Source organism: Thermopolyspora sp. NPDC052614, from assembly GCF_040678635.1.
Lineage (GTDB): Bacteria > Actinomycetota > Actinomycetes > Streptosporangiales > Streptosporangiaceae > Thermopolyspora.
Genome location: NZ_JBFATZ010000010.1, coordinates 139958 through 165501 on the forward strand (window position 1 = coordinate 139958; position 25544 = coordinate 165501).

Annotated in this window: 21 protein-coding genes; 10 read left to right on the forward strand and 11 right to left on the reverse strand. The window is 70.5% G+C overall.

Features of this window, described 5'->3' with window-relative positions; genetic code table 11:
• Positions 1 to 1739: FxSxx-COOH system tetratricopeptide repeat protein (gene fxsT, locus AB0K60_RS22195; protein ID WP_364057953.1), on the reverse strand; the 1739-nt coding region annotated here is incomplete at its 3' end.
• A 143-nt stretch (positions 1740 to 1882) separates the two neighbouring features.
• Positions 1883 to 2221: a hypothetical protein gene (locus AB0K60_RS22200; protein ID WP_364057956.1), complete on the reverse strand. Its 339-nt coding sequence runs from the start codon at positions 2219 to 2221 to the stop codon at positions 1883 to 1885.
• A 225-nt stretch (positions 2222 to 2446) separates the two neighbouring features.
• On the opposite strand from AB0K60_RS22200, the gene AB0K60_RS22205 reads away from it, so the two are divergent.
• Positions 2447 to 3571 carry a hypothetical protein gene (locus AB0K60_RS22205; RefSeq protein WP_364057959.1) on the forward strand — a complete coding sequence of 375 codons (1125 nt, stop codon included), beginning with the start codon at positions 2447 to 2449 and terminating at the stop codon, positions 3569 to 3571.
• 151 nt (positions 3572 to 3722) lie between these two features.
• Here the strand turns inward: AB0K60_RS22205 and AB0K60_RS22210 are convergent, their stop codons facing one another.
• From AB0K60_RS22210 to mca, 3 genes are all read right to left on the reverse strand, one after another.
• Positions 3723 to 4037, reverse strand: coding sequence for a GNAT family N-acetyltransferase (locus AB0K60_RS22210; protein WP_364057962.1), 315 nt, complete (start codon positions 4035 to 4037; stop codon positions 3723 to 3725).
• A gap of 6 nt (positions 4038 to 4043) precedes the next feature.
• Entirely contained in the window at positions 4044 to 4271 is a 228-nt protein-coding gene (locus AB0K60_RS22215; RefSeq protein WP_364057965.1) for a hypothetical protein, read from the reverse strand.
• A gap of 328 nt (positions 4272 to 4599) precedes the next feature.
• Positions 4600 to 5484, reverse strand: a complete 885-nt coding sequence (gene mca / locus AB0K60_RS22220) for a mycothiol conjugate amidase Mca (protein ID WP_364057968.1) — start codon at positions 5482 to 5484, stop codon at positions 4600 to 4602.
• Positions 5485 to 5605: 121 nt separating this feature from the next.
• On the opposite strand from mca, the gene AB0K60_RS22225 reads away from it, so the two are divergent.
• The 3 genes from AB0K60_RS22225 to AB0K60_RS22235 all read left to right on the forward strand — a co-directional run bounded on the left by AB0K60_RS22225 (position 5606) and on the right by AB0K60_RS22235 (position 8455).
• Complete coding sequence (locus tag AB0K60_RS22225; protein WP_364057971.1) at positions 5606 to 6046, forward strand: DUF4307 domain-containing protein; 441 nt, start codon at positions 5606 to 5608, stop codon at positions 6044 to 6046.
• 80 nt (positions 6047 to 6126) lie between these two features.
• A complete protein-coding gene (gene greA / locus AB0K60_RS22230; protein ID WP_364057974.1) occupies positions 6127 to 6627 on the forward strand; it encodes a transcription elongation factor GreA in 501 nt (166 codons plus the stop codon).
• A gap of 232 nt (positions 6628 to 6859) precedes the next feature.
• Positions 6860 to 8455: a C40 family peptidase gene (locus AB0K60_RS22235; protein WP_364057977.1), complete on the forward strand. Its 1596-nt coding sequence runs from the start codon at positions 6860 to 6862 to the stop codon at positions 8453 to 8455.
• Positions 8456 to 8470: 15 nt separating this feature from the next.
• Here the strand turns inward: AB0K60_RS22235 and AB0K60_RS22240 are convergent, their stop codons facing one another.
• Positions 8471 to 9079: a TetR family transcriptional regulator gene (locus AB0K60_RS22240; RefSeq protein ID WP_364057980.1), complete on the reverse strand. Its 609-nt coding sequence runs from the start codon at positions 9077 to 9079 to the stop codon at positions 8471 to 8473.
• A 202-nt stretch (positions 9080 to 9281) separates the two neighbouring features.
• On the opposite strand from AB0K60_RS22240, the gene AB0K60_RS22245 reads away from it, so the two are divergent.
• The 4 genes from AB0K60_RS22245 to AB0K60_RS22260 all read left to right on the forward strand — a co-directional run bounded on the left by AB0K60_RS22245 (position 9282) and on the right by AB0K60_RS22260 (position 14628).
• The gene (locus AB0K60_RS22245; protein ID WP_364057983.1) at positions 9282 to 9803 is read left to right on the forward strand and encodes a hypothetical protein; all 522 of its coding nucleotides are present in this window, start codon (positions 9282 to 9284) and stop codon (positions 9801 to 9803) included.
• Positions 9804 to 10198: 395 nt separating this feature from the next.
• The gene (locus AB0K60_RS22250) at positions 10199 to 12001 is read left to right on the forward strand and encodes a phosphoenolpyruvate carboxykinase (GTP) (RefSeq protein ID WP_364057986.1); all 1803 of its coding nucleotides are present in this window, start codon (positions 10199 to 10201) and stop codon (positions 11999 to 12001) included.
• 273 nt (positions 12002 to 12274) lie between these two features.
• Positions 12275 to 13036 carry an isoprenyl transferase gene (locus AB0K60_RS22255; RefSeq protein WP_364057989.1) on the forward strand — a complete coding sequence of 254 codons (762 nt, stop codon included), beginning with the start codon at positions 12275 to 12277 and terminating at the stop codon, positions 13034 to 13036.
• A 257-nt stretch (positions 13037 to 13293) separates the two neighbouring features.
• Entirely contained in the window at positions 13294 to 14628 is a 1335-nt protein-coding gene (locus AB0K60_RS22260) for a PhoH family protein (protein WP_364058450.1), read from the forward strand.
• Between the two features lie 74 nt (positions 14629 to 14702).
• On the opposite strand, the gene AB0K60_RS22265 is transcribed toward AB0K60_RS22260, so the two are convergent.
• The 3 genes from AB0K60_RS22265 to AB0K60_RS22275 are packed head-to-tail and all read right to left on the reverse strand — an operon-like array spanning position 14703 to position 17489.
• Positions 14703 to 15305: a hypothetical protein gene (locus AB0K60_RS22265; RefSeq protein ID WP_364057992.1), complete on the reverse strand. Its 603-nt coding sequence runs from the start codon at positions 15303 to 15305 to the stop codon at positions 14703 to 14705.
• 14 nt (positions 15306 to 15319) lie between these two features.
• Complete coding sequence (locus AB0K60_RS22270; RefSeq protein ID WP_364057995.1) at positions 15320 to 16765, reverse strand: ATP-binding protein; 1446 nt, start codon at positions 16763 to 16765, stop codon at positions 15320 to 15322.
• A gap of 49 nt (positions 16766 to 16814) precedes the next feature.
• A complete protein-coding gene (locus tag AB0K60_RS22275; RefSeq protein ID WP_364057998.1) occupies positions 16815 to 17489 on the reverse strand; it encodes a response regulator transcription factor in 675 nt (224 codons plus the stop codon).
• 281 nt (positions 17490 to 17770) lie between these two features.
• Between AB0K60_RS22275 and AB0K60_RS22280 the strand changes: the two genes are divergently transcribed.
• Both AB0K60_RS22280 and AB0K60_RS22285 read left to right on the forward strand, forming a co-directional pair.
• Positions 17771 to 18511: a lytic transglycosylase domain-containing protein gene (locus tag AB0K60_RS22280; protein ID WP_364058001.1), complete on the forward strand. Its 741-nt coding sequence runs from the start codon at positions 17771 to 17773 to the stop codon at positions 18509 to 18511.
• Positions 18512 to 18661: 150 nt separating this feature from the next.
• Entirely contained in the window at positions 18662 to 20644 is a 1983-nt protein-coding gene (locus tag AB0K60_RS22285) for a glycosyltransferase family 2 protein (RefSeq protein ID WP_364058004.1), read from the forward strand.
• An 11-nt stretch (positions 20645 to 20655) separates the two neighbouring features.
• On the opposite strand, the gene AB0K60_RS22290 is transcribed toward AB0K60_RS22285, so the two are convergent.
• Both AB0K60_RS22290 and AB0K60_RS22295 read right to left on the reverse strand, forming a co-directional pair.
• On the reverse strand, positions 20656 to 22092 hold the full coding sequence (locus AB0K60_RS22290; protein ID WP_364058007.1) for a class II fumarate hydratase: 1437 nt from the start codon (positions 22090 to 22092) through the stop codon (positions 20656 to 20658).
• An 89-nt stretch (positions 22093 to 22181) separates the two neighbouring features.
• The gene (locus AB0K60_RS22295; RefSeq protein WP_364058010.1) at positions 22182 to 25514 is read right to left on the reverse strand and encodes a protein kinase; all 3333 of its coding nucleotides are present in this window, start codon (positions 25512 to 25514) and stop codon (positions 22182 to 22184) included.
• Positions 25515 to 25544 lie beyond the last annotated feature (30 nt).

Here is a 25544-nt window from a genome sequence, read left to right on the forward strand (position 1 = left end):
CGCGTGGTCAGGGTGTGTTCATACAGGGAGATGGCACGATCGAGGTCTCCGGCGCTTTGGTAAGCGTGGGCGAGGTTGTTGCGTGTGGTCAGGGTGGCGGGGTGGTCGTCACCGAGCACTCGTTCCTGCGTGGTCAGGGTGTGTTCATACAGGGAGATGGCACGATCGAGGTCTCCGGCCAGTTCGTAAGCGCCGGCGAGGTTGTTGCGTGTGATTAGGGTGGCGGGGTGGTCGTCACCGAGCACTCGTTCCTGCGTGGTCAGGGTGTGTTCATACAGGGAGATGGCACGATCGAGGTCTCCGACGCTTTGGTGAGCGGAGGCCAAGCTAATGCGTGTGTTCAGGGTGTCGGGATGGTTATCGCCGAGCAGTCGCTGGCACGCGGCATGCGCGCGTCTATGGCAATCGATGGCGCGGATGAGGTCACCTTGGTTGCCAAGGAACAGTCCGAGCTGGTTGAGCAAGTGGGCTGTGTGGAGGGTATCGCTATCGGGGGATGAGTGGATGGTCAGGTCGGTGATGTGCGGCAGGAGAGCCCGCCAAGTGGGCCAGCCGGTTGGATCGGCATAGGGGGTCGTGGGGCGGGCGGCGTCGAGAAGGGCTGTGGCCTGTTGAAGGGCGGTGCGGATGTCGGTGCGTTGACGGTGCGGATCATCAGGGTCTGGGGTGCGGGCGATGGTTTGAACCAGGCGGTGGACGGTGATGCTGGTGTTGTCCAGGGTGATCATGCTGTAGGCGGCCAGGGTGCCAAGGGCCTGCTGTAGCTGCGGAGGCTCGGCGAAGCCACTGAGGATGCCGCGAGGGATCGCCTCTGGGGCATACCAAGCCAGGATGCGTAGCAGATCAATCCCCAAGGGCGTGTCGGTGAACTGTGAGAGGGTGAGCCGCCAGATTCGCGCGATGGTGCGATTGGCCTCGGTACCAGGGGCGGCCTGGCCGTACATGGCCGCCGGGTGCTCGGTGAGCAGGTTCAAGTAGGCGCGGGGGGACAGCGAAGTTTGGTGCAGGTAGGCCCCCGCCTGCTCGATGGCGAGGGGCAGGCAACCCAGTTCCCGTACCAGTTCGGCCGCGCCGTCGAGGTCGGGGCTGTCGTTGCCGTTGGCGGCGAGCCGGGTCAGCAGGTCGATCGACTCGTCCTCGGTCAACACGTCCAGGCGTAGTAACGAGGCGTTCAGTTGGTGCCAGCCGGTGCTGAGTCTGCTGGTCACCAGTACGTGCCCAACCAAGGTACGGCCCAGCAGGTCGGTGATGTGGTCCGGGTGGGTGACGTTGTCGAGCACCAGTAGCCAGTCGGGATGACAGGCCAGCCAGCGGACCGCCCGTTGGGCCAGCACGGGCGAGGGTAGCGCCGCTGCCAGTTCCGGCTGCAGCTCGGTTGCGAGGGCGGCGAGTCCGGCTTCGATCGAGGCAGGTGTGTCGGCAGTGATCCACCACACCGGGTTGAACCTTCCGGTCTGGGCCTGCTCGGCGGCGTAGTGGGCGGCCAGCGTGGACTTGCCGATGCCTCCCAGCCCGTGTACGGCCGCCACCACCACTCGTCCGGAACCGGCCAGCGACCGTTCGAGCTTGGACAGTTCCTCGCCGCGTCCGACGAAAACCTGCTCGTGCTTGGGCACATTTACCAGGCGCGGCGGGGCGGTCACCTGTTCAAGCGGCCGTAACGCCTCCGCCGGTAGCACCGTCTGCTGATTGATCGTGTGGTCGCCGGTGGAGATGATGCCGGGGTTGTTTCCGCCCACTTCGACCGAGCGGGGTCCGGACGTGGGCGCGGCCTCCCGAGCCACTGGAGGCGTTTCGTGTGTGCTGGTGGATGGCGCATCCGCCGGTTTGGCATCTGCGGTGTCGTTCGGCGCTGATCGACGCCACCATCGTTTACGTGGTTTCACCGCAGTTGAGTGTTGGTCGTGTCGTCTCCGGTGGAGACGATTCCGGTGTTGTCACCGCCAATTGCGATCGACCGCTCGCCCGAGGCCGTGACGTTCGGCCTGTCCTGCGGGCTGGGCGCTTCGTGGCCGCCGTTGCCGCTCTTCCGGTCCGTGACCAGCCCGTATATCGTCACGCCGAGTCCGGCCACCCCCACGAACAGGCTGAGCACGCTGGCCAGCTTGTCCGCATCGTCGAGGCCGACCCAGGCGAGGTGGACAGCCAGGCCCGTCAGAGCCGCCATCGTGACCGTGGCCCCGACCCATATCCACATGCGCCCTCGCATGATGGTCATCATCGGCCGCGTACGAGGATCACGCAATGTGAATGCCTAATGGCGTATCGAATGTATCTTTCTGTCCTGAAATAGGGGTATGTGGCCCTGGGATGGGGAGACGCTGGTGGGCGCGTCGTAGAGAGACCCGTCGTGGCGGTGGTTCCTTTTCTTGGTGTGGGTGGGGGCGTAGGCTCGCTGGTCGTGAATCCGGACTTGGACTTTGTGAGCAAGCACTCGGGGCGGCCCGTGGGTGAGCTGACTCGGCGGGACGTGGCGCGGGCGTTGCTGGCGGTGCCGTCGGGGCAGGCTTTGGTGGCGTTGCCCGGGTTGCGGCGGGAGATGGAGGACGCGGGGCGGGCGTTGACGCCGGTGTTCTGGGAGTCGGCGCGGGAGGCGTTGCGGAGTATCGAGTCCGGGAAGGCGACCGTTGGGGATGTGCAGCGGTGGCTGGAGTCGACGGGGACCGAGCCGATGTTGCTGACCCGTGGGTACTTCGTGTGGGCCGATGAGGATGAGCGGGGGCCGGTGGCCCGCGAGATGCATGAGCGGCTTGTGCGGTACCTGGAGGAGCAGGTGGCGGCCGGGGTGGTGGATCCCGATCGGCTGGCCGCGGGGGACGCGGACGCGCGGGCCGTGTATGAGCAGTTGCAGGAGCGGTGGTTGCGGACGGCGCTGCCGGATGGGCGGGTGCCGGGGGTGGCGGTCACCGACGAGCAGGATGATGAGCTGTTCGCGGAGCGGGACGAGCAGGAGGCGTTCGCGCTTGCCGAGTTGCGGCGCATTCTCGCCGAGTTGCCGCAGCCGGTGCGGCCGGACGCGGAATTGAGGGAGGCGGCCGTACGGCTGCGCGCCCTGCTGGGCGAACCGGGGTATCCGGGGAACGTGTTGCGGGCCTGCGCGGGGTTTGACGACGAGCCGGTGCCGGAGGGCGACGAGGAGCTGTGGCTGGCGGTGGCCGCGGGGATCGCGGGGCCGATCTCGGATCTGCCCGAGGATCAGGACACCGTGGAGGAGTTCACCGACCTGGACGCGGAGCTCAGCACGGAGGACTCGGTGCTGGCCTCGCTGTGCGCGATCGACTACCCGGACTGGCTGGCGGCGGTGGCCGCGCTGGCGCGGCGGGGGCCCGGGGTGCTCGCGTCGCCCGAGCGGATCGCCCGGATGATCGCCGAGTCCGAGGATGTGGACACCGACATCGACGAAGTCGGCGATGATCTGGACGGGTTGGGCGATCTGGACGCCACCGAGACGCTGTTCGCCGCCGTCACGCCCTTGTGGCAGGTGCTCGGCGTCGTGGACGACAACGAGGTGCTCACGCCGCTCGGCTGGTGGGGTCTGCCGAAGGCGCTGGAGCGTTCGTGGTCCTCGTAGTCGGGGTCGGCGCAGGAGGGAGGTAGTGGGCGGCTACCCGGCAAGGGGGACGGGAAGCACATCCGTGCTGCTTGGGAGTCGTGCGGGTCGATGGTGGGGCGTGCGCATTTCGTGCGCATTTCGTGCCGAGGTGTCTCCTTGGCTTTGATCTTCAGGACTCGCTTGTGGAGTCCTTGGCGGAGCGGGCGAGGAGGTCGGCGTATTCGGGGTGGCGCTCGATGTAGGAGGCGATGTACGGGCAGCGGGGGATGACGGTGAGGCCGGCGTCGCGGGCGGCGTCGAGGGCGGTGCGGGCCAGGCGGGCGGCGAGGCCCCGGCCCTCGAACTCGGGCTGCACTTCGGTGTGGGTGAGGATGATCGTGCCGCCCTTGAGGATGTAGTCGGCGAAGCCGACGACCTTGCCGTTGAGTGACAGCTCGAAGCGGGTCGCCTGCGGGTTGTCGGCGACCTCGATGGCGTCGGACATGTCTTTCTATTCCTTCTTGCCCGGCGCGACCGGCCGGTCATGGTTGCCGGTGGCGGCTTGGCGGGCGGCCTGGTTCTCGCGGGCGAGGTCGGCCTCGTGCGGAACCTCGATCTTCGAGATCTGCTTGTTCATCGACTTGATCAGGAAGTACAGCGCCAACCCGATCGCGGCGACCACCAGGAACCCGAGGACTCCCGGGGTCACCAGGTTGGTGTCGAGGTTGTATGCGGTCACCCCTCAAGTCTGCCACCAGCCACCGGTGGTGCCGCCGCCGAGCCGGTCAACGGCAAGTCCGTAAATGCCGGGAAACGGCAGATGGAAACGGTGAACCCAAAACGGCAGATAAAACGGCAAGTGACGGTATGGGGGGGTCTCGCGGCGGTCGCCGCCGGGCTCGTGGAGCGGGCGAGCCCGGCGGGTCGTCCCTGTTTCGCCGACGACCTGCGGGCCGTCACGGCGGCGGCCGACGCCCGGCTGCAGTCGTCGCCGTGTCGTCCCCGTGGCGTCGCCGTGTCATTGCTGTGGCGTCGCTGTGGTGTCGCTGTGTCGTACCGCCGCAGGATCAGTGGCAGGCGGGGGACACCTCGTCGGCGTGGATGCCCGTGAACAGGTCGTCCTCCGGGAGTTCGGTGTCGACCAGCGAGCGGGCCAGGTGGTAGTCCTCGGTGGGCCAGATCTCCTGCTGCAGCTCGCGCGGGCACACGAAGAAGAAGCCGTCGGGGTCCACCTGTGTGGCGTGCGCGAGCAGCGCGCGGTCGCGGACCTCGAAGTACTCCTCGCACCGCACCTTCGTGGTGACCGGCCACTTCTGCGGGCGGTCCTCCCAGCGGGCGATCCAGTCCCCGTACGGCGAGCCCATGCCGCGCTCGGTCATCGCCGCGTGCAGCGCCTCGAAGCGCTCCTTGCTGAAGCCCATGTGGTAGTAGAGCTTCAGTGGTTGCCACGGCTCGCCCAGGCCGGGGTAGCGGTCGGGGTCGCCCGCCGCCTCGAACGCCTCGACCGAGACGCGGTTGGTCATGATGTGGTCGGGGTGCGGGTAGCCGCCGTCGTCGTCGTAGGTGAGGATGACGTGCGGCCGGAACTCGCGGACCGCGGCCACCAGCGGCGCGGCGGCCTTCTCCAGGGGTTGCAGGGCGAAGCAGCCGTCGGGCAGCGGCTCGGACTCGTCCTCGGGCAGGCCCGAGTCGATGAAGCCGAGGAAGCGCTGCTGGACGCCGAGGATCTCGCGGGCCCGCTCCATCTCCTGGCGGCGGATCTCGGTGATGTTCGCGGCGATCTCTGGGCGATCGAGTTTCGGATTGAGGATCGAGCCGCGTTCCCCGCCGGTACAGGTGGCGACCAGGACCTCGACGCCTTCGGCCACATAACGCGCCATGGTGGCGGCGCCCTTGCTCGACTCGTCGTCGGGGTGCGCGTGAACGGCCATCAACCTCAGTGGTGCACTCACGCCTGGTGTCTCCTGTCCTGGGCATCGCCCGGAGCGGCTACGTTTGCATGTGGGGGTGTGTCGTCCCCCGTGGGGGACAATTGTCTCTGACAACACCGACAGACCACAGGGAGATTCCACCATGGCGGCGGAGGAGTCCGACTCGCAGATGATCACGGGTCCGATCCTCGGCAGGCCCGAGGATTTCCCCGAGCGTCCGCGCCGCGAGCGGAGTGGTGGGCGTTTCCTGGCATATGCCGCCATCGGGGCAATCGTCATCGCGCTCAGCGCGGGCTGGGGGTACGTCATGGTGCTCGGCCGCGGCAATCCGGACGTGCGTGGCCAGTTGATCAGCTTTGATCTCGGCGACCCGCATGCCCTTCCGATGACGTTGCAGGTGAGCAAGCCCGCCGACCGTACGGCGGTGTGCCGGTTGCGGGCGGTGGACGCCTCCGGGGCGGAGGTCGGCAGCCGGGAGATCGAGATCGCGGCGGGTGAGGACAATGTCACCCTTACCCAACGGCTGGAGACGAGTGCACCGGCCGCGAACGGCCAGATCCAGTACTGCTATCTCGTACAATGAGTCTTTTGAAATAGTCGCCGAGGGGTTAGCCTCTCGGCAATCGCATGACCCGCAACCCTGAGTGGCAGCAAGGAGAACCCGTGGCCGACTCCCACACCGACAACGTCACCTGGCTGACCCAGGAGGCGTACGACCGCCTGAAGGCGGAGCTGGAGTATCTTTCGGGCCCGGGGCGCACCGACATCGCCAAGAAGATCGAGGCCGCCCGCGAAGAGGGCGACCTGAGGGAGAACGGCGGCTACCACGCCGCCAAAGAGGAGCAGGGCAAGATGGAGGGGCGGATCCTCCAGCTTCGGCAGCTCCTCGACAACGCCAAGGTCGGTGAGGCGCCCCGCACGGAGGGCGTGGTCGGTCCCGGCATGACGGTGACGATCCGGTTCGAGGGCGACGACGAGGAGGTCACGTTCCTGCTGGCCTCGCGTGAGGAGAGCGGCGCCCCGATCGACGTCTATTCGCCGAAGTCGCCGCTCGGCGCCGCGATCAACGGCAAGAAGATCGGCGAGAAGGCGACGTACACCATGCCGAACGGCCGACAGAACACCGTGGAGATCCTCCTCGCGGTGCCGTACGTGGGCAACTGAGCCGATCGGGACGACCGGTCGGGCCGGGAATTCCCCTGGTGCCGCGCGTCTCGCGGCGTGCGAGGCGGCTCACATTCCGGATCACATCCTGACTCGTTCGACGATCCGTCGGAGCATGCGCTCCGGCGGATCGTTGTTGTGCGGTAGCGATTCGATGACAACCGTGGACGGATCCGGGTGATCTACGGCAGTCTCGTTGGGCGGTTCCTTACCGGGCGAAAGGGGTGGTGTGGTGCTCGATCCGCGAGCGCGCATCTCCCCCGATTCCCCGCAGGAGCCGACGCCGCAGCAGTTTGCCGGATTTGTGCTTCAAAGCGGATATCCGGCGCATATCGCGTATCCGCATCCGGGGTATCCCCCCGGCGCCTTTCCGTCGTACGTCTATGACGAGCACGGGTTCCTGCGCGTCGCCTATCCGCAGCAGGCGACGCCGCCCGCCCGCAGACGGTGGCCGACGCCGCGCAGGCTCGTGCCGGCCCTCGCCGTACTGCTGGTCGGCGTGCTGACCGCCGATCTGATGGTGCTCGGCGAGTTATCGGCCCGTGAGCGGCCCCCGGCGGCGGCCGACGGCGTCGCGGTGCGCCAGGAGGCGGAATCCAACCGGTACGTGGCCTCCGTGCGGCAGGACCCCGGCGGCACCGTGCCCTCCGGAGACGGCACGGGGGCCGCCGGATCGGCGGGAGGCGCGGGAGCGGGGGCAGGGGCGTCGGCGGCGGGGAACGCGTCGGCTTATGTGGCGCCGCTGGAAAGGCAGCGCGAGCCGCACCTGTTCGTGGTGGCCAACCGCCCGCTGTCCCGCGCGGCCGTGAAGCGGGTACGCCGGGTGCGGGGCGTGACGGCGACGGAGGTGGTCGACGCCGCCGAGGTGACGATCGACGGCAAGCGGGTGCACACGATGGGCGTGAACCCCTCCACGTTCCGGTCGTACACCCCGAAGATCACCGCGACGGCGGACGGGTTGTGGCGCAACGTGGCCGGTGGCGACGTGGCCGTCTCGTTCGTGCTCGGCAGGGACGGCGGGGTCAAGCTGGGGTCCACGGTGGACGCGGGCGGGCGGCGGCTGCGGGTCGGGGCCTGGGCCACGGTCGGCATCGGCTCGATCGACGCGGTCGTGTCCCGGCAGACGGCCCGGTCGCTCGGCATCCCCGAGGGGAACGCGCTGATCGTGAGCGCCCCCAAGACCGACTCGGCCCGGCTGCGGCTGCGTCTGCTGCGGGTCCTGCCCAAGGGCACGCAGATCGTCACGATCAATCCCGTGCTCATCGAGCCGCGGCGTCCGGCGGGGGACGGCACCGGGGACGCGAACGGGAACAACCCCGCGGGCGGCGGCGGAACCGGTGGCGGGGGAAGCGGGAACGAGGGATCCGGGGGCGGGGGATCCGGCGGCGTCGCGCCGGAGCAGCGCACGGACTGGCCGACGGATTCGCTGATGTCGGCCGATCAGATCCGCACGGCCCTGACCGCCGCCGCCGGGAAGATCGGCAGCCCGTACGTGTGGGGCGCCGAGGGGCCGGACGCGTTCGACTGCTCGGGGCTCGTGCAGTGGGCCTACGCCCAGGCCGGGGTGCGGATGCCGCGCGTCACCAACCAGCAGTGGGCGACCGGGCCGCAGGTCCCGCTCTCCGAGGCGCGGCCGGGCGACCTGCTGTTCTGGCGCGGCGACCCGACCAACCCCGGCTACATCTCCCACGTGGCGATCTACTGGGGCGATGGCAAGATGCTGCACGCCCCCCGCACCGGCGACGTCGTCAAGATCGCGCCGATCTACACGACCAATCTCGCCGGCGTGGTCCGCGTCAGTCCGGAGGTCGCGGCCCGAGTGCGCTGATCGGGTGCGTCGGTGTCAGCCGCCGAAGCCTTCGACGAGGTGTTTGAGGGCCTCGTCCACCATTTCGCCGAGGGGGCGGTGGCCGTCCTGGTTGACCCAGGCGAGCAGCGTGGTCACCAGGACCCCCATGATCGCTCCGCAGAGGGCGCGGATCTCGGGATCGTGCGGCTCGCGCCCGGAGCGCTCGGCGATTCCCGCCGAGAGGGTGGCCACCGTGCTGAGCAGGTTGTCGAGGGTGCGGGCGCGTAGCGCCGGGATGGACATCTGGAGCCGGGCCCTGGTGAGGATGTCCTTCTCCTCCTCCGCCGAGATCTGGGCGAAGGACTGGCGGAACATCTCGCGGAGGGCGACGCCCAGGGGGGCGTCGGCGGGCTGCCCGGCCAGTGCGGCCTGCAACAGGACGTCGTAGTCGTCCTGAAGGACAACGTCTTCCTTTGTCGGGAAATAGCGGAAAAAGGTGCTAGGCGATACCTCCGCCGCCTCCGCGATCTGCTCGACGGTCGTCGCGTCGTACCCCTGCTCGGCGAACAACCGCAGCGCCTGCTCCTGAATCGTCCGCCGCGTCTTGGCCTTCTTGCGCTCACGCAGCCCGTCAGGGCGCCCGGCTGACACGGGTGTGGTCATATCCGCCATTCTCCCGTCTCGTTCGAGCAGGTCACACGGTCGGCCGACGTGCCGCGCGGCCGACGGCAGCGTCGGCGGCAGCGGCAGGAAATGACTCTATCACACAAAAGAGAGTATCTATCAAAAAGGAGCGAAGGGATCGTTCGTTCTGGGCGAAGGCCGACGGGTGGATCGCGCCGTGCATTGCTGTAATCATGATTACATGACAAATGACGAAGAGATCATCAAGGGCTGGTTCAACGGGCGGTTGCCGGAGGAGTGGTTCGGCGGGCGGCACGAGATCGTGCTGGACCGGGAGGAGATCACGATCCTGGGCACGCTGCCGGAGCCCGAGTTCGCGCAGGACGCGTCCGAGGCCGAGCGGGCGGCGACGATGGAGGGGCTGGTCGCCCGGTTCCGGGAGGAGACGCGGCAGCGGCGGATCGAGATCGCCCGGGAGGCCGAGCACCGGTTCCGCCGCAAGGTGTCCTGGGGCGTCGTCGCGGGCGGGGAAACTGTGATGTTCACCACCCTGTCGGTGCCGGTGATGACCCGGTTGCGGCAGCCCGAGCGACGCGTTCTCGACACCTTGGTCGCGGCGGGGGTCGCGCGCAGCCGCAGCGACGCGCTCGCCTGGTGCGTACGCCTGGTCGGCCAGCGCACCGACACCTGGCTCGCCGACCTGCGCGATGCCCTGCACCACGTGGACCGGGTGCGCGCGGCCGGGCCCGATCTGACGGACTGAACCGCCCGGTCCAGTGGACTAAACCAATCGCCCCGGCGGACTAGACCAACATCATTGGCCTATACCAATCATCCTCCCACCGGCAACCGAGTGTAGCCCAAATCACTGGGAGAAGTTTTTTTAAGAATCATTCCGATGGGTAGGCTCCACCGAAGCCATCGCGGCCCCGAGCCGCTGTGCCGTCACCGGAATGCCGCTTGACGTGCAGGTGGTCGGGGTCACGACAGGCACCGTGCCGCTCAAATTTACCGGTCTGGAACATCTGCGAAACAGCTCCCGCACGGCGGCTCGATCGCCGTCGGAGAGACTCCATCCAAACTGGTCTAAGCCAATTGGATTCGGTGCGGGTTCTTCGATGAAATGTTTTTGCCGGAGAAGCTTAAGGAGCCGCCGTCGTGTCCGTGACCGCAGAGGCAACCAGCAAGACGACCCGCGCCGACCTGGCCGCATGGGTCAACGAGATCGCCGAGCTCACCCAGCCCGACAGGATCGAATGGTGCGACGGGTCCGAGGCCGAGTGGACGCGCCTCACCAACCTGCTGTGCGACCAGGGAACCTTCACCCGCCTCGCCGCACGGCCCAACAGTTTTCACGCCTCCTCGGACCCGAGCGACGTGGCCCGGGTGGAGGACCGCACGTTCATCTGCTCGCGTGACCCCGAGGACGCCGGTCCGACCAACAACTGGATCGACCCCGACGAGATGCGCCGCACCTTCGGCGAGCTGTTCAAGGGCTGCATGCGCGGCCGGACCATGTACGTGGTGCCGTTCTGCATGGGCCCGCTGGGCGGCGAGATCTCCCAGTTGGGCGTCGAGATCACCGACTCGGCGTACGTGGCCGTGTCGATGCGGATCATGACCCGGATGGGCGACGACGCACTGCGCCTGATCGAGGAGGGCGGCGAGTTCGTCAAGGCCGTGCACTCGGTGGGCGCGCCGCTTGAGCCCGGCCAGAAGGACGTGCCCTGGCCGTGCAACTCCACCAAGTACATCAGCCACTTCCCGGAGACCCGCGAGATCTGGTCCTACGGGTCCGGGTACGGCGGCAACGCCCTGCTCGGCAAGAAGTGCTACGCGCTGCGCATCGCCAGCGTGATGGCCCGCGACGAGGGCTGGCTCGCCGAGCACATGCTGATCCTCAAGCTCACCCCGCCGAAGGGCGAGGCCCGCTACATCGCCGCCGCGTTCCCGTCGGCGTGCGGCAAGACGAACCTGGCGATGCTCCAGCCGACCATCCCGGGCTGGAAGGTCGAGACGATCGGCGACGACATCGCCTGGATGCGCTTCGGCGAGGACGGCCGCCTCTACGCGATCAACCCCGAGGCGGGCTTCTTCGGCGTCGCCCCGGGCACCGGCATGTCGACGAACGCCAACGCGATCGAGACGTTGTGGGGCAACAGCATCTTCACCAATGTTGCCCTCACCGAGGACGGCGACGTGTGGTGGGAGGGCCTCACCGACGAGCCCCCGGCGCGGCTCACCGACTGGAAGGGCCGCCCGTGGACGCCCGACTCGCCCGAGCCGGCCGCGCACCCGAACGCCCGATTCACCACCCCGGCCGGGCAGTGCCCGACGATCGCCCGCGAGTGGCAGGACCCCAAGGGCGTGCCGATCTCGGCGATCCTGTTCGGCGGACGCCGCGCCACCGCCGTGCCGCTGGTCACCGAGTCGTTCGGCTGGGAGCACGGCGTGTTCATCGGCGCGAACGTCGCCTCGGAGAAGACCGCCGCGGCCGAGGGCAAGGTCGGCGAGCTGCGCCGCGACCCGTTCGCGATGCTGCCGTTCTGCGGCTACAACATGGGCGACTACTTCGGCCACTGGATCAAGATCGGGCAGTCGGCCGACCGGGACAAGCTGCCCCGGATCTACTACGTCAACTGGTTCCGCAAGGACGCCGAGGGCCGGTTCGTGTGGCCGGGCTACGGCGAGAACAGCCGCGTGCTGAAGTGGATCGTGGAGCGGCTCAACGGCGAGGCCGAGGCCGTCGAGACGCCGATCGGCCTGCTGCCCGCCGAGGGCGCGCTCGACGTCGAGGGCCTCGAGCTGTCGAGGGAGGACCTGGACCTGCTGCTCACGGTCGACCGTGACATCTGGCGGCAGGAGGCGGCCCTGATCCCCGGGCACTTCGAGACCTTCGGCGACCATCTGCCCAAGGAGCTGTGGGAGGAGTACGACCGGCTGGTCAAGCGACTGGGCTGATTCCGCAAGGCCGGCGTGCCCGCCAACGGCGCCGGGCACGCCTTTGCGTGTTCCGCCTGGCCCGGTCCGGCTCGTTCCGTTCTCGTCGCGCGAGCCGTACCGGGCCGGGGGAACGCGGTGTCCGGCGGGCCCGGAGACGCGAGCGCGCCCTGGGATCGGATGTCACAGACGCGGGACGAGCCGGAACCGAACAGCAACCTGGTTCGGGGCCACCACACGGGCCCGAGGCGGTGATAATGGCTCGTTGTGTTCGGACGGGGAGGAAGGGAACCCATGGGCCTGCGTGATCTCGTCTACCGCTTGTACGAGCGCCGGCTTGAGGCCAAACTCGCGACCGCCCCGATCCCCAAGCACGTCGGCGTGATCGTGGACGGCAACCGGCGCTGGGCCCGCGCGATGGGCATGCAGGACGTCAGCCGCGGCCACCAGAAGGGCGCCGACAAGATCTCCGAGCTGCTCGTGTGGTGCCGCGAGGCGGGCGTCGAGATCGTCACCGTCTGGCTGCTGTCGAGCGAGAACATCAGCCGCGCCAAGGAGGAACTGGACCCCCTCATCGAGATCATCGAGAACACCGTGCAGCGCCTCGTCGACGGAGGCTGGCACATCAACCCCATGGGCGCCCTCGACCTGCTGCCCGATCACACCGCCCGCGTTCTCAAAGACGCAAAGGAACTCACTTCCCATCGTCCAGGCCTGATTGTGAACGTTGCGGTTGGGTATGGAGGAAGACGTGAGATCGCTGATGCGGTGCGCTCTCTCCTTCAGGAGCACGCCAGCACGGGCGCGAGCATCGAGGAGCTTGTCGAGGTCCTCGATGTGGAGCACATCGCCGAGCATCTCTACACGCGCGGTCAGCCCGACCCCGATCTGCTTATCCGGACCTCCGGCGAGCAGCGTCTGTCGGGATTCCTGCTGTGGCAGAGCGCTCACTCGGAGTTCTACTTCTGCGAGGCCTACTGGCCCGACTTCCGCAGGGTGGACTTCCTGCGGGCGCTTCGCTCGTACGCCGCACGTCACCGGCGGTACGGTTCCTGATCAGGCCGGTAAACACCCCGTTACGGCCACAATCGGACACTGGGCAACTTTTCCTTCAGGACGTACCGTAAGAAGTAGGCATGACCTATCGCCTACCTCGGGAGAGGGCCCGTCCTTGCGCTACGTCCCAGCGAGGAGGGCCGGACCCCGGCGCCGCCTCCTGGTGCGGGCGCCGAGCGGGTCCGGTCCGATAAGCACCTCATCTGGCAGGGCGTCCAGCGAAGGCGCCCGGGGGAGAACGCGTGGCAGTGTCCTCGATGTCCTTCGACCCATCCGACCCGACCTACCCGCCCACCGGAGCGCCTGACACCCGGCGCACCTATGTGGTGGACACCTCGGTCCTGCTGGCGGACCCGGCCGCGATGACCCGGTTCGCCGAGCACGACGTGGTCCTTCCGATCGTCGTCATCACCGAGCTCGAGGCCAAGCGCCACCACCCCGAACTCGGCTACTTCGCGCGCAAGGCGCTGCGATTCCTCGACGATCTGCGGACCAGGCACGGGCGGCTGGACGAGCCGATGCCCATCGGCGAGGGGACGATCCGGGTCGAGCTCAATCACAGCGACCCCACGATCCTGCCGGCCGGGTTCCGGCTGGGCGACAACGACACCCGCATCCTGACCGTGGCGAAGGCGCTCGCCGTCGAGGGACACGACGTGGTGCTGGTGTCGAAGGACCTGCCGATGCGGGTGAAAGCCGCCTCGATCGGCCTGTCCGCGGAGGAGTACCGCGCCGGGCAGGTGATCGAGTCCGGCTGGACGGGCATGGCCGAGCTGCAGGTGGCCACCGAGGACATCGAGCGGCTTTTCGAGTACGGCGGCGCCGACATCGAGGAGGCCCGCGACCTGCCCTGCCACACCGGCCTGCGGCTGCTGTCGGCGAAGGGCTCGGCGCTCGGCCGGGTGCTTCCCGACAAGTCGGTACGCCTGGTGCGCGGCGACCGCGAGGTGTTCGGCCTGCACGGCCGCTCGGCCGAGCAACGCATCGCCCTCGACCTGCTCATGGATCCCGAGGTCGGCATCGTGTCGATGGGCGGCCGGGCCGGCACCGGAAAGTCCGCCCTGGCGCTGTGCGCGGGCCTGGAGGCCGTGCTGGAACGGCGGCAGCACCGCAAGGTCATCGTCTTCCGGCCGCTGTACGCGGTCGGCGGGCAGGAGCTCGGCTACCTGCCCGGATCCGAGAACGACAAGATGGGGCCGTGGGCGCAGGCCGTCTACGACACGCTCGGCGCGGTCACCACGCCCGAGGTGATCGAGGAGGTCCTCGACCGGGGCATGCTGGAGGTGCTGCCGCTCACGCACATCCGCGGCCGGTCGCTGCACGACGCGTTCGTGATCGTGGACGAGGCGCAGTCGCTGGAACGCGGCGTGCTGCTCACCGTGCTGTCGCGGATCGGGGCGAACTCGCGGGTGGTGCTCACCCACGACATCGCCCAGCGCGACAACCTGCGGGTCGGGCGGCACGACGGCGTGGTCGCGGTGGTGGAGAAGCTCAAGGGGCATCCGCTGTTCGCGCACGTCACGCTCACCCGCTCGGAGCGTTCCCCGATCGCCGCGCTGGTGACCGAGATGCTGGAGGACATCACGCCATAGCGTGACCCCTGAAATGTGATTTCGGACGCCGGGTCGTGCCTTTTCGGTACGGCCCGGCGTCGTCGTCTCCGGGGTCACGGCGGCAGTTGCACGTCCTTGGCGGCGAGCGGCCAGTACTCGCGGCAGGTGTGCTCCCCGGCCGCCACCGGGCCGTCCGGGGTGGTGTGGGTGAGTTTGACGGCCCAGATCTCCTGGCGGAGCATCGCCGTACAGGTGATCTGGGCCTTGGCCGTCTCGGTGAGCTTCGCCGAGCCGTTCACGATCACATGCAGGCGCAGGCCGAGCGGGTTGTCCGGCCCGTTGCGCCCGCCCGCCTTGACGTCGTAGCGGGTGACGTAGGTCTGCTCCAGGCGCAGGCCGGTCAGCGCGGTGGTCACCCCGTCGTGGGAGCGCTCGCCGGCCTGGAACAGCGCCTTGACGGTGTCCTCGACCGAGCCGGAGGCGACCACGATGTTCTTCGGCGCCAGCCGGTCGTCGCGCAGCAGGTAGACGGTGGTGAGCGTGGACCTGGCTCTGATCACCGGCGCCGGGCCCTCGTCGATCACGTCGGTCGGCTCGATGCCGCACCCGGCGAGCAGGACGAACGGGACGGCGAGCATGATCGGGGCGAGCAGGGCCGCGGCGGCGACCTTGAGTCGTCCGCCGGCGCGCGGCCCTGGCGTGGTCTGGTTCGTCATCTTCGTCGTCATGATCACGGCCAGGGGATCCAGAGGGTGAACCGGGCGCCGGGGTTGGCGTTGCGTACGGTGAGCGTGCCGTGGTGCAGTTCGGCGTTGGCCTTGGCGATGGCGAGGCCGAGGCCGCTGCCCTCGCTGCGGCTGCGGCCCGCCTCGGCCTTGTAGAAGCGGTCGAAGACGTGCGGCAGGGCCTCGGCGGGGATGCCGTCGCCGTGGTCGCGCACGGTCACCTCCAGCCCGTCGGAACGCTGCCGCGCGTTGATGATCACCGGGGGCGCGCCGTGCCGCAGCGCGTTGCCGACGAGATTCGCCATGATCACGTCGAATCGGCGGGGGTCGAGCGAGAACGCCAGCCCGAACGGGACGTTGAGCTTGACCTGGTCGCTCCAGCCGCGCGCCCGCAGGCACTCGGCGAGCGCGTCGCCCACGTCCACGGCATCGGTGCTGAGCACGGCCGTGCCCGAGTCGAGCCTGCTGGTCTCGATCAGGTGCTCGACCAGCACCCGCAGCCGGTCGATCTCCTGCACGACCAGGCGTACCGCCTGCCCGGTGTCCTGCGGCAGCCGTTCCGCCTCCTCCGAGAGCATGTCGGTGACGGCCGTCATCGCGGTCAGCGGCGTGCGCAGCTCGTGCGAGACGTCGGCGACGAACCGCCGCGACATCGACTCCAGCGTGCGCAGCTCCGACACCGTCTGCTCCAGGGCCGCCGCCGTCTCGTTGAAGGTCGCCGTCAGCCCGGCCAGCTCGTCGCTGCCGTGCACCGGCAGGCGGGTGTCGAGCTTGCCCGCGCCGAGGTCGCGGGCGGCGGCGCCGAGCCGCCGCACCGGCAGCAGCACGCTGCGCGCCGACAGCAGCGCGACGCCCGCGGCGATGGCGAGGGTGATCGAGCCCGCCTGGAGCAGCGCGGTGCGCAGGTTCGCCAGCGTGCGCTCCTCGTCGAGCAGCGAGACGAACACGAACACCGCGATGTCGGTGGGGTGCTCCCTGCCGCGCGTCTCCCGCTGCACCTGGGTGCCGATCACCAGGTACGGCACGCCGTCGATGATCTGCCGCTGGTGGACCAGCCGGGTGACGGCCTGGCGGCGCAGGTCCAGGGGGATCTGGGAGACCCGGAAGGTGCTGTCGCGGGTGGCGCGCTCCTTGGTGCCGTACCGGACGACCACCTGGCGGTCGGGGGCGGCGAGGGACTCCACGATCGCGTTGAGGTCGGCCTCGGTGACCGAGGCGCCGCTCGGCCACAGCAGGTCGGTGGTGCCGATCGGCAGCGTGATGCGCTCCAGCACGGTCCGCACGCCGGTCACCTCGGCGTGTTCGGTACGGCGTAGCAGCTCTTGGCGTACGAGCTGGTAGGCGATGCTGGCGACGAGCACGGACGCCATCACCGCGACGACGGTGAACGTGATGACCAGCCGGCCGCGCAGGCCGGTCGGGCGGAGTTTGCGGAGGCTCACCTGGCTCATCACAGGCTCGCGGGGTTCATCGCGGCGTCACGGCGGGCTCATGGCGGGCTCACGGCGCGCTGAAACGGTAGCCGAAGCCGCGCACGGTGTGGATGTAGGTCGGCTCGGCCGGCACGGGTTCGATCTTGGCGCGGATGCGCTGCACGCACGCGTCCACCAGCCGGGAGTCGGCCACGTGGGTGTGGTCCCACACCGCGCGCAGCAGGTAGCGGCGGTTGAGCACTTGGCCGGGGTGGCGGACCAGCTCAAGCAGCAGCCGCAGCTCGGTCGGGGTGAGGTGGATCTCGCGTCCGGCGAGGGTGACCTTGAGCGCGCCGCGGTCGACGACGAGGTCGCCGAAGGAGATGCGGTCGGAGATGGCCGACTCCACGCGGCGCAGGATGGCCCGGATGCGCGCGTCGAGCACCCGCGGCTCGACCGGCTTGACCACGTAGTCGTCGGCGCCGGCCTCCAGGCCGACGACCACGTCGAGGTCGTCGCCGAGGGCGGTGAGCAGCACCACCGGCAGCATGTCGAGCTTGCGGATGCGGCGGCACACCTCGACGCCGTCGATGCCGGGCAGCATCACGTCGAGGATGACGATCTCGGGCCGCCGGGCGCGGATGTGGTCCAGGGCCTCCTCACCGGTCGCGTACGAGGTCACGGTGTGGCCCTGGCGGGTGAGCGCCAGCTCCAGTCCGGTGCGTACGGCGGGGTCGTCTTCGACGAGGAGAATGCCTGCCACTCGCACATTATGGGGTGATATAAGCGGTTTCTTGGCCACATGCCGGGACGGCGAGGCGGTCAGGCCGGGGACGCGGGGGCCGCCGACCGGGCCACGCATACCCGCTGACCGGCTCATACGAGCACTATTGTGGTGAAAATCACATCCCAGGGGTGGGTGTGGGAATGTCGCTGTAACCAGCGGGTTAGGTAAAGAGCGGCGTGAGAGGCCCTCGTCGCCCGCCCAATCAAATCTCCCGTTTCGGTTGCGGACCACCCCCCTGTTCACCAAGCTCGGAGACCGTGAGCATAGGCGAGCAGGTCCGGGAGACACGGGCAACCGACCAACCCCCAGCCCCCCGCCGTTCCCGTGGCCGGCGGCGTCCGCCCCGGCGTACCAACAAGACCCGGCGGATCCGGCCCAAGGTCGTGCTCGCCACCGCGGCCTCGCTCGCCTTCGTCGTCGGCGTGACGGCCTTCGTCGTGGACACCCACATCCGCAACTCCCAGTCCACGGTCACCCCGCTCACGCTCGAAGAGATGATGCGCATGGCCAAGGACCCCTTCGCCCCCGACCCCGAGGTCGACGCGCTCAAGGCCCAGGCCGCCCAGCGCGCCCGCGCGGCCCAGCTCGCCGCCGAACGCGACGGACGCAAGAAGCTCAGCCCGATCTACACCGAGGACAAGGCGCCCGGCGGCGCCGGCTTCCAGCCGCAGCCCTTCCCCGCGGGCTCCAACCCCGACCCGGGCAGCAACAAGGCCATCGGCAAGGAGCTGAACGCCGCCCGCGGCTGGGACGCCGAGTGGGGCTGCCTGGAGAAGCTCTGGATGAAGGAGAGCGGCTGGAACGAGCGGGCGGCGAACCGCTACAGCGGCGCCTACGGCATCCCGCAGGCGCTGCCCGGCTCCAAGATGGCGAGCGCGGGCGCCGACTGGCAGACCAACGCCGCCACCCAGATCAAGTGGGGCCTGGACTACATCGCCGGCCGTTACAAGTCCCCGTGCGGCGCCTGGGCGCACTCGCAGCAGACCGGCTGGTACTGATCGGCGTTTGACCCGTTACCTGCGATCGCCGGGGTACGGGCCGGATCGGGTCACGCCACGGGTTGGTAGCGGGAGAGTCTTGGTCAGTCTTGGCTGACCGTTCGGCAAGTCGCGTCCCCCCTGCCGGGACAGGATCGCACGCTGGGCTTCATGGGTGTGAAGGTCAGCGTTGTGGTGCCGGTGTTCAACCCCGGGGACGGGGACGACGCCTTCGACGCGTGCGTACGCGCACTGCTGGAACAGACCCTGCCGTCCGACGAGTATGAAGTGATCTTCGCCGACGACGGCTCGACCGACGGGACGCGGGCGCGGCTCGACGCCGTCGCCGCCGCCCGCCCGAACGTGCGCGTGCTCCATCTGGACCATCGTGGCGCGCCGGCGCGCGGGCGCAACGCCGGTCTGTCGGTGGCCAGGGGCGAGTACGTCTACCTGCTCGGCCAGCGGGACCGGCTGGAACGCGACGCGCTCGAGCACATGCACCGCATGGCCGTCGAGACCGACGCGGACGTGCTGATCGGCCGCCTGGTGTACGAGGACCGGCCGCCGCTGGCGGTGTTCGACCGCAACCGGGAACGCGGCGACCTGCTCAGGGACCACCTGCTCAGCCTGCTCACCGCGCACAAGCTGATCCGCCGCAGGTTCGCCGAGAGCCAGTGGCTGTCCTTCCCCGACCTGGAGGGCGAGCTCTCCGAGCACGCCTTCGTCGTACGCGCCTACCTGTCGGCCAAGGTCGTCGCCGTGCTGTCGGACCGGGTCTGCTGTCACGTCGGCAGGACGCCGGAGCGGCCGATCGATCCCGCCGCCTACGCCGACGGCGTACGCGTCGTCCTGGACACCCTCGACGACTTCACCGAGCCGGGCGAGCGGCGCGACCGCCTCTACGCCCACTGGCTGCGCGTGTGCGTGCTGCGCCGGCTGGGCGGGCGGCGGCTGCTCGCCATCCCCGCCGAGGACCGCGGGGCGCTCTTCGCCGAGCTGCGCGAGCTGGTCCTGGAGCGGTTCCCGGCGCGGCTCGACGTGCACCTGCCGGTGCGGATGCGCGCCAGGGCCGCCCTCGTCCGCACCCGCGGCCTGGCGGACCTGCTCGCCCTGGCGGAGGGCGGGCGCGGCACCCGGCTGCGCGCCGAGCTGCGCGGCCTGCGCTGGGACGGCGACGAGCTGCTGCTGGACTTCTCCGGGGAGATCGTGCGCGGGGACGGGTCGCCGGTCTACTACCGGCGGATGGGCGGGCGGGTGCTGTGGACGCCGCCGGAGGGCGTCACCGGCCCGGTGCTGAGCCCACGGCTCGCCGAGATCGCGGCGGACGCGCCGGGCACCGGCCTGAGCGTCTACATCCGCCACACCGAGTCCGGGGCCGTGTACGTGCTGCCGGTCAGCGGCGAGGTCACCCAGACCAGGGAGGGCGACCGGGTCCGCATGCGGGCGACGGGCACGGCCCGGCTCGACGTCGGCACGGCCGCGCTCGGACGGCCGCTGGGGGCGGGCCTGTGGGAGGTGCATCTGCGGCTGAACACCGGCGCGCACCTGGTGCGCGCCCGCGCCCGCGGGCCCCGGTCCCCGCTCAACTGCGTCGGCGGGCTCGCGGACGACGCGCGCCGGCTGGTGATGCCCTACTGGTCGGAGCGGGGCGAGCTCGGGCTGTGCGTCGAGCCGCGGTCCTTCGCCGACTCGATCGCGCTGGTCTCGGCCGGGGCGAACATGGCACGCCGCGACGGGCACGTGTTCGTGGCGCTGCCCGTGCCGTACGTGCCGCCGAGCGGCGGGCCCGCCATGGAGCTCGTCCTCGCCGGGACCGACGCCCGCGCGCGGAAGGTGAGCGCCCCGGCCCTCGTCGAACCCGGGGTGCCGGGGAAGCTGGCCGGGCAGCTCGTCGCCAAGCTGCCGGTGCGGCGGCTGCCCGCGCCGGGGGCGCTCAGCCCCGGCGCCTGGGCGCCCTACCTGCGGGTGGACGACCGGGAAGTGGAGCTGCGGTTCGGCCTGCAGGTGCGGTGGTCGGGGAGGCTGCGGCTGGTCCTGCCCGGGGAGCCCGGCGACGCGTCGCCCTCCCGGTTGTCGAGGCTGGCGGCCCGTGTCCCCGGGGCGCGGCTCGCCGTACGGCTGGGCAGGATGCTGCGGGACCGGTACGTCCCGTAGACCGGCCGCCCTCACTCCGCCTTGGGGGCCTTGGGGGTTTTGGGGGCTCTGGGGGCGTTCCTCGGACGGGTCATGGACAGGACGTCGAGGGCGGCGTCGAGTTCCTCCTCGGTGAGGGCTCCGGCGTCCACGTGGCCGCGTTCCAGGACGACCTGGCGGAGGGTCTTGCGTTCGGCGAGTGCCTGCTTGGCGATGCTCGCCGCCTCCTCGTAGCCGAGATGCCGGTTGAGCGGGGTGACGATCGAGGGGGACGACTCGGCGTACTCGCGCAGGCGCTCGACGTTCGCCGTGATGCCCGCGACGCACCGGTCGGCCAGCAGGCGGGACACGTTCGCCAGCAGGCGGATCGACTCCAGCACGTTGCGCGCCATCATCGGCATCATCACGTTCAGCTCGAACGCGCCCTGCGCGCCGCCGAAGGCCACCGCCGCGTCGTTGCCGATGACCTGGGCGGCGACCATGGCGACCGCCTCGGGGATCACCGGGTTGACCTTGCCCGGCATGATCGAGGAGCCGGGCTGCAGGTCCGGCAGGTTGATCTCGCCGAGCCCGGCGCGCGGGCCCGAGCCCATCCAGCGCAGATCGTTGGCGATCTTGTGCAGGGCCACCGCGACGACCCTGAGCTGGCCGGACAGCTCCACCAGCGCGTCGCGCGCGCCCTGCGCCTCGAAGTGGTCGCGGGCCTCGGTGAACGGCAGTCCGGTCTCCCGCGCCAGAATCGCGATCACCTCGCTCGCCCAGGACGGGCTCGGCGTGTTGATGCCGGTGCCGACCGCGGTGCCGCCCAGCGGCAGCTCGGCGACCCTCGGCAGCGTCGCGGCGAGCCGCTCCGCGCCCCGCTCGACCTGCGCCGCGTACCCGGTGAACTCCTGGCCGAGGGTGACCGGGGTGGCGTCCATCAGGTGCGTACGGCCCGACTTGACGACCTCGGCGAACTCCTCGCCCTTGGCGGCGAGCGCGCCGCGCAGCCGTTCCAACGCGGGCAGCAGCTCCCGCGAGACGCCAAGCGCGGCGGCCAGGTGGATGGACGACGGGAACACGTCGTTGGACGACTGGGCCGCGTTCACGTGGTCGTTGGGATGCACCGGACGCCCGAGGCGCTCGGCCGCGAGCGTCGAGATCACCTCGTTGGCGTTCATGTTCGAGGAGGTCCCCGAGCCCGTCTGGAAGACGTCCACCGGGAACTGGTCGTCCCACCGTCTCTCCGCGACCTCCTCGGCGGCGGTCGCGATCGCCTCGGCCATCTCCTCGTCCACCAGGCCGTATCGGGCGTTCACGCACGCGCACGCCGCCTTGATCAGGCCCAGCGCCGCGATGTGCGCCCCTTCCAGCCCGCGCCCCGACACCGGAAAGTTCTCCACGGCCCGCTGCGTCTGCGCCCGCCACTTCGCCGTGGCGGGAACCCGCACCTCGCCCATAGAGTCCCGTTCGATCCGAAATTCGCTCATATTTCCAGTGTCGCCCTGGCCGAAAATCGCGCTTTCGCGACCTCCTGCCTGGCATCACCGGGTGAGCGGGGCGAAGGGTCAGGAAAGGGTTAGGAGCCGCCGGGGGAGTCGGCGCGGGCGGGGGAGAAGGAGTCCAGGACCATGGCCCGCCCGGGGGCGTCGTCGTTCCAGGAGGCGTGCGGGGCGGACCAGTGGATGACGTAGGACTTGCCGGCGGGAACGGTCACCCAGCGGGTCAGGATGTGGAGGACCTGGCCGTCCGCGGTGTGGGTGAACTCCCAGTCGGCGACGTCGGTGCCGGGGTAGGGCGGGGGCGTGACGAGGCCGAGCTTGACGAGCCGGTAGTCGGGATAGGAGCCCTTCGCGATGGCGGCGTCCTCCGCCGCCTGCGCGGCTCGCAGGACGTCGGGCCGCGGCTTCGCCAGGGTTTCCACGGTGATCTGACGGCTCGGGTCGCCGGCGCTGAACGACAGCTTGCCGCCGTGGACGCTCGCCTTCATGCCGGTGGGGACGTCGATGGTGAAGCCGGGCCCGGTGTGCTTGCGCAGGCCGTCGGCGGTCGGGCGGTCGGACGGGTCGCCGGTTTCGGGGGAGCCGGACGCCTGGACGATCGTGCCGGTGGGCGAGGAGGTCGGGGCGACCGCCTTGGCCGAGGAACCGGCGGTGGGGGGCGCGGCGACCTGGCCCTTTCCGATGGACGCCGAGGATCCGGTGGGCTTGGCGTCTCCGCTGCTCGACAGGGCGGACGCGACCAGGATCACGATCACCGCCAGGCCGGCGAGGGCGATGCCCATCAGGAGGAACATGCCCGTCCGGCTCTCCACCCGGGCGGGGCGCTTCGGCTTGTCGCCGACGCCGGAGAGCTCGAAGATCTCCGTGCCCAGGCCGGGCGGGTCGGTGTCCGGGCCGCCTGGGCCGCCCGGACCGGTGCCCTGCCAGCCGAAGGGGGCGGCCTGCGGGGAGGACGCTTCGGGGTAGGGCATGCCCTGACCCGCGCCGGGGCCTGCCTGGCCCGGGGCCGCCATGCCCGGCCGCCCGGCACCTCCGCCGCCGATGCCCGGACCAGCCGCTCCCGGACCGCCTACTCCGGGACCAGCCGCTCCTGGACCGCCCACTCCTGGACCGGCCGCACCCGGTACGGCCACGCCGGGGAACCCGCCGCGTCGGTGGTCGATCGTGGCCTCGTCGAGTCCGGACGCCGACCGTTCCTGCCGTGCCGAAGCGCCCTGCGGCGGCTCGTGCGCGGGCCGGTCGAACAGCGACTCCGCATGGTCGTGCGGGCCGCGCCCGAGGTGCGGGTGTCCGGGCTGCCCGGCGTCCGGGCGGCGGGTGGGGCCGCTGGAGCCGCCCATGCCGTACGGGGCCGCGCCTCGGACGTGGCCGGGGCGGCCGGACTGGGCGGAGCCCGGCATTCCGGGCTCGTCCTGGCCGGGGAACGCGGGACCGTAGGGGGCTTGCCCTGGGCGGTCCTGTCCTGCCGGGCCCGGCCCGAACGCGGACGCCGGAGCAGGCCAGTCCTGCTGTTGCGCGCCGAATCGGCCCTGCCCCGGCTGGTCGTGGCCTGGCTGGGGCATGCCGTACCGGCCTTGCCCCGGCTGCTCTCGGCCCGGCTGCGATGCGCCGTACTGGCCCGGCCCGGACTGCCCCTGGCCGGAAGGCTTGCCGAACCAGCCCTCTCCGGGGGCACCCTGACCGGGCGGTGGGCCGAACGGATCCGGTCCCGCCTGGCCTGGCCGTGGCTGGTCCTGCCAGGGGTGACCGGGCTGCGGACGGTCCGCTCCGGCCGGGCCGGGGCCGAAGGCGCCCTGTCCGGGTCCGCCGGGGGCGAACCGGGAGGATTCGGGGTAGGCGTTTCCCGGCTGTCCGGCACCGGAGGCGGGGGAGCCGAAGTCCGCCCTGGGCGGATAGGGGCCGTCAGACTGAGATGCGGCGAAATGTCCCTGGCGTGCGGGGCCGGAAGCGCCGTCGGCGGGTCGGGGGCGGCCCGTGGGACCCGAGGACGGGCCCCGGGGATCGCCGCCGAAGACGTTGCCGGGCGGCACGGAACCGGCGGGCGGCTGCGCGTACTGCGGGGGCCGGGCGACGAACATGGTCTGGTCGCCGTCGATCTCCGCCTCGGCGGCCGGTCCGCGACCGGCGCCCGCCGCAGAGCCCGCGGGAGAGACGCTGGGCCGTCCGCTCTGCGCGCCGCGCCGCTCGTACGGCCCGCCGGGCTGGTCGTACGGCCCGCCGGGCTGGTCGTACGGCCCGCCGGGCTGGTCGTACGGCCCGCCGGGCTGGTCGTACGGCCCGCTCGCCTGACCGTGGCCACGGGCCTGGCCCTGGCCGCCCGGGCGGCCGTACGGGTCATCGGACCGGTCGTACCCGGTCTGGCCGTAGGGTTGATCGGCCTGGCCGCCGGGTCTGTCGCCTGGTGCGCCGGGGCGGTCGTCGCGTACCTGGGGACGGCCGAGCACGCCCCCCAGGGCCGCCGCGGCTCCGACCATCTTCGGGCCGGTGTCCGTGTCGCCTCGCCGCATCCTGAACGTTTCATCCGCCCGCGGCCCGTCCGACTGGTCGCCGAAGTGCACCGGCCGGGCCGTACCGGACAGGTCGGGCGCTCGGCCGGCGGCGACGGCGCGGAGCATGGCGTCGGCCTGGTCGGAGGTGAGGCGCAGCGTGTGGTCCTTCTCCAGCAGGCCGTCGAGGATGGGGCGCAGCGGGCCCGCCTGCGTGGGCGGGTCGGCGGTCTCGGTCATCAGCGCGGCGAGGGTCGCGGCGACGGAGCCGCGCTCGTACGCGGGCCGTCCCTCGACGGCGAAGTACAGGGTGGCGCCGAGCGACCACAGGTCGGACTCCGGGCCGGCGTAGTCGCCGCGCGCACGCTCGGGCGCGGTGTAGCCGGGGGAGCCGATCACCATGCCGGTCTTGGTGAGGTTGCTGTCGCCCACGCCCTTGGCGATGCCGAAGTCGGTGAGCACCACGCGCCCGGTCTCGGTGAGCAGCACGTTGCTCGGCTTCACGTCGCGGTGCAGGATGCCCTGCCCGTGGGCGGCGCGCAGGGCGCTGAGCAGGTCGACGCCGATCTCGGCCACGAGCCGGGGCGGCAGCGGGCCCTCCTCGTCGATGACCTGCTCCAGGGAACGGCCCTCCACCAGCTCCATGATGATCCACGGGCTGTCGTCGACCACGATGGCGTCGTGCACCGTGGCGACGGAGGGGTGGTTGAACCGTGCGGCGATGCGCCCCTCACGGATCATGCGTTCGCGCAGCTCGGTCTGCTGCTCGGGGGTCAGGCCCGGCTCTTGGCGGATCTGTTTGACCGCTACCTCGCGTCCGAGCGAACGGTCCCAGGCACGCCAGACGGTACCCATGGTCCCCCGGCCAACGGGGGCCGTCAGCTCGTAGCGGTCTGCGAGCAGCCGCGTGTGCTCTTCCGGCATGAGGAAGACGATATCGGCCGAACCTTGAGT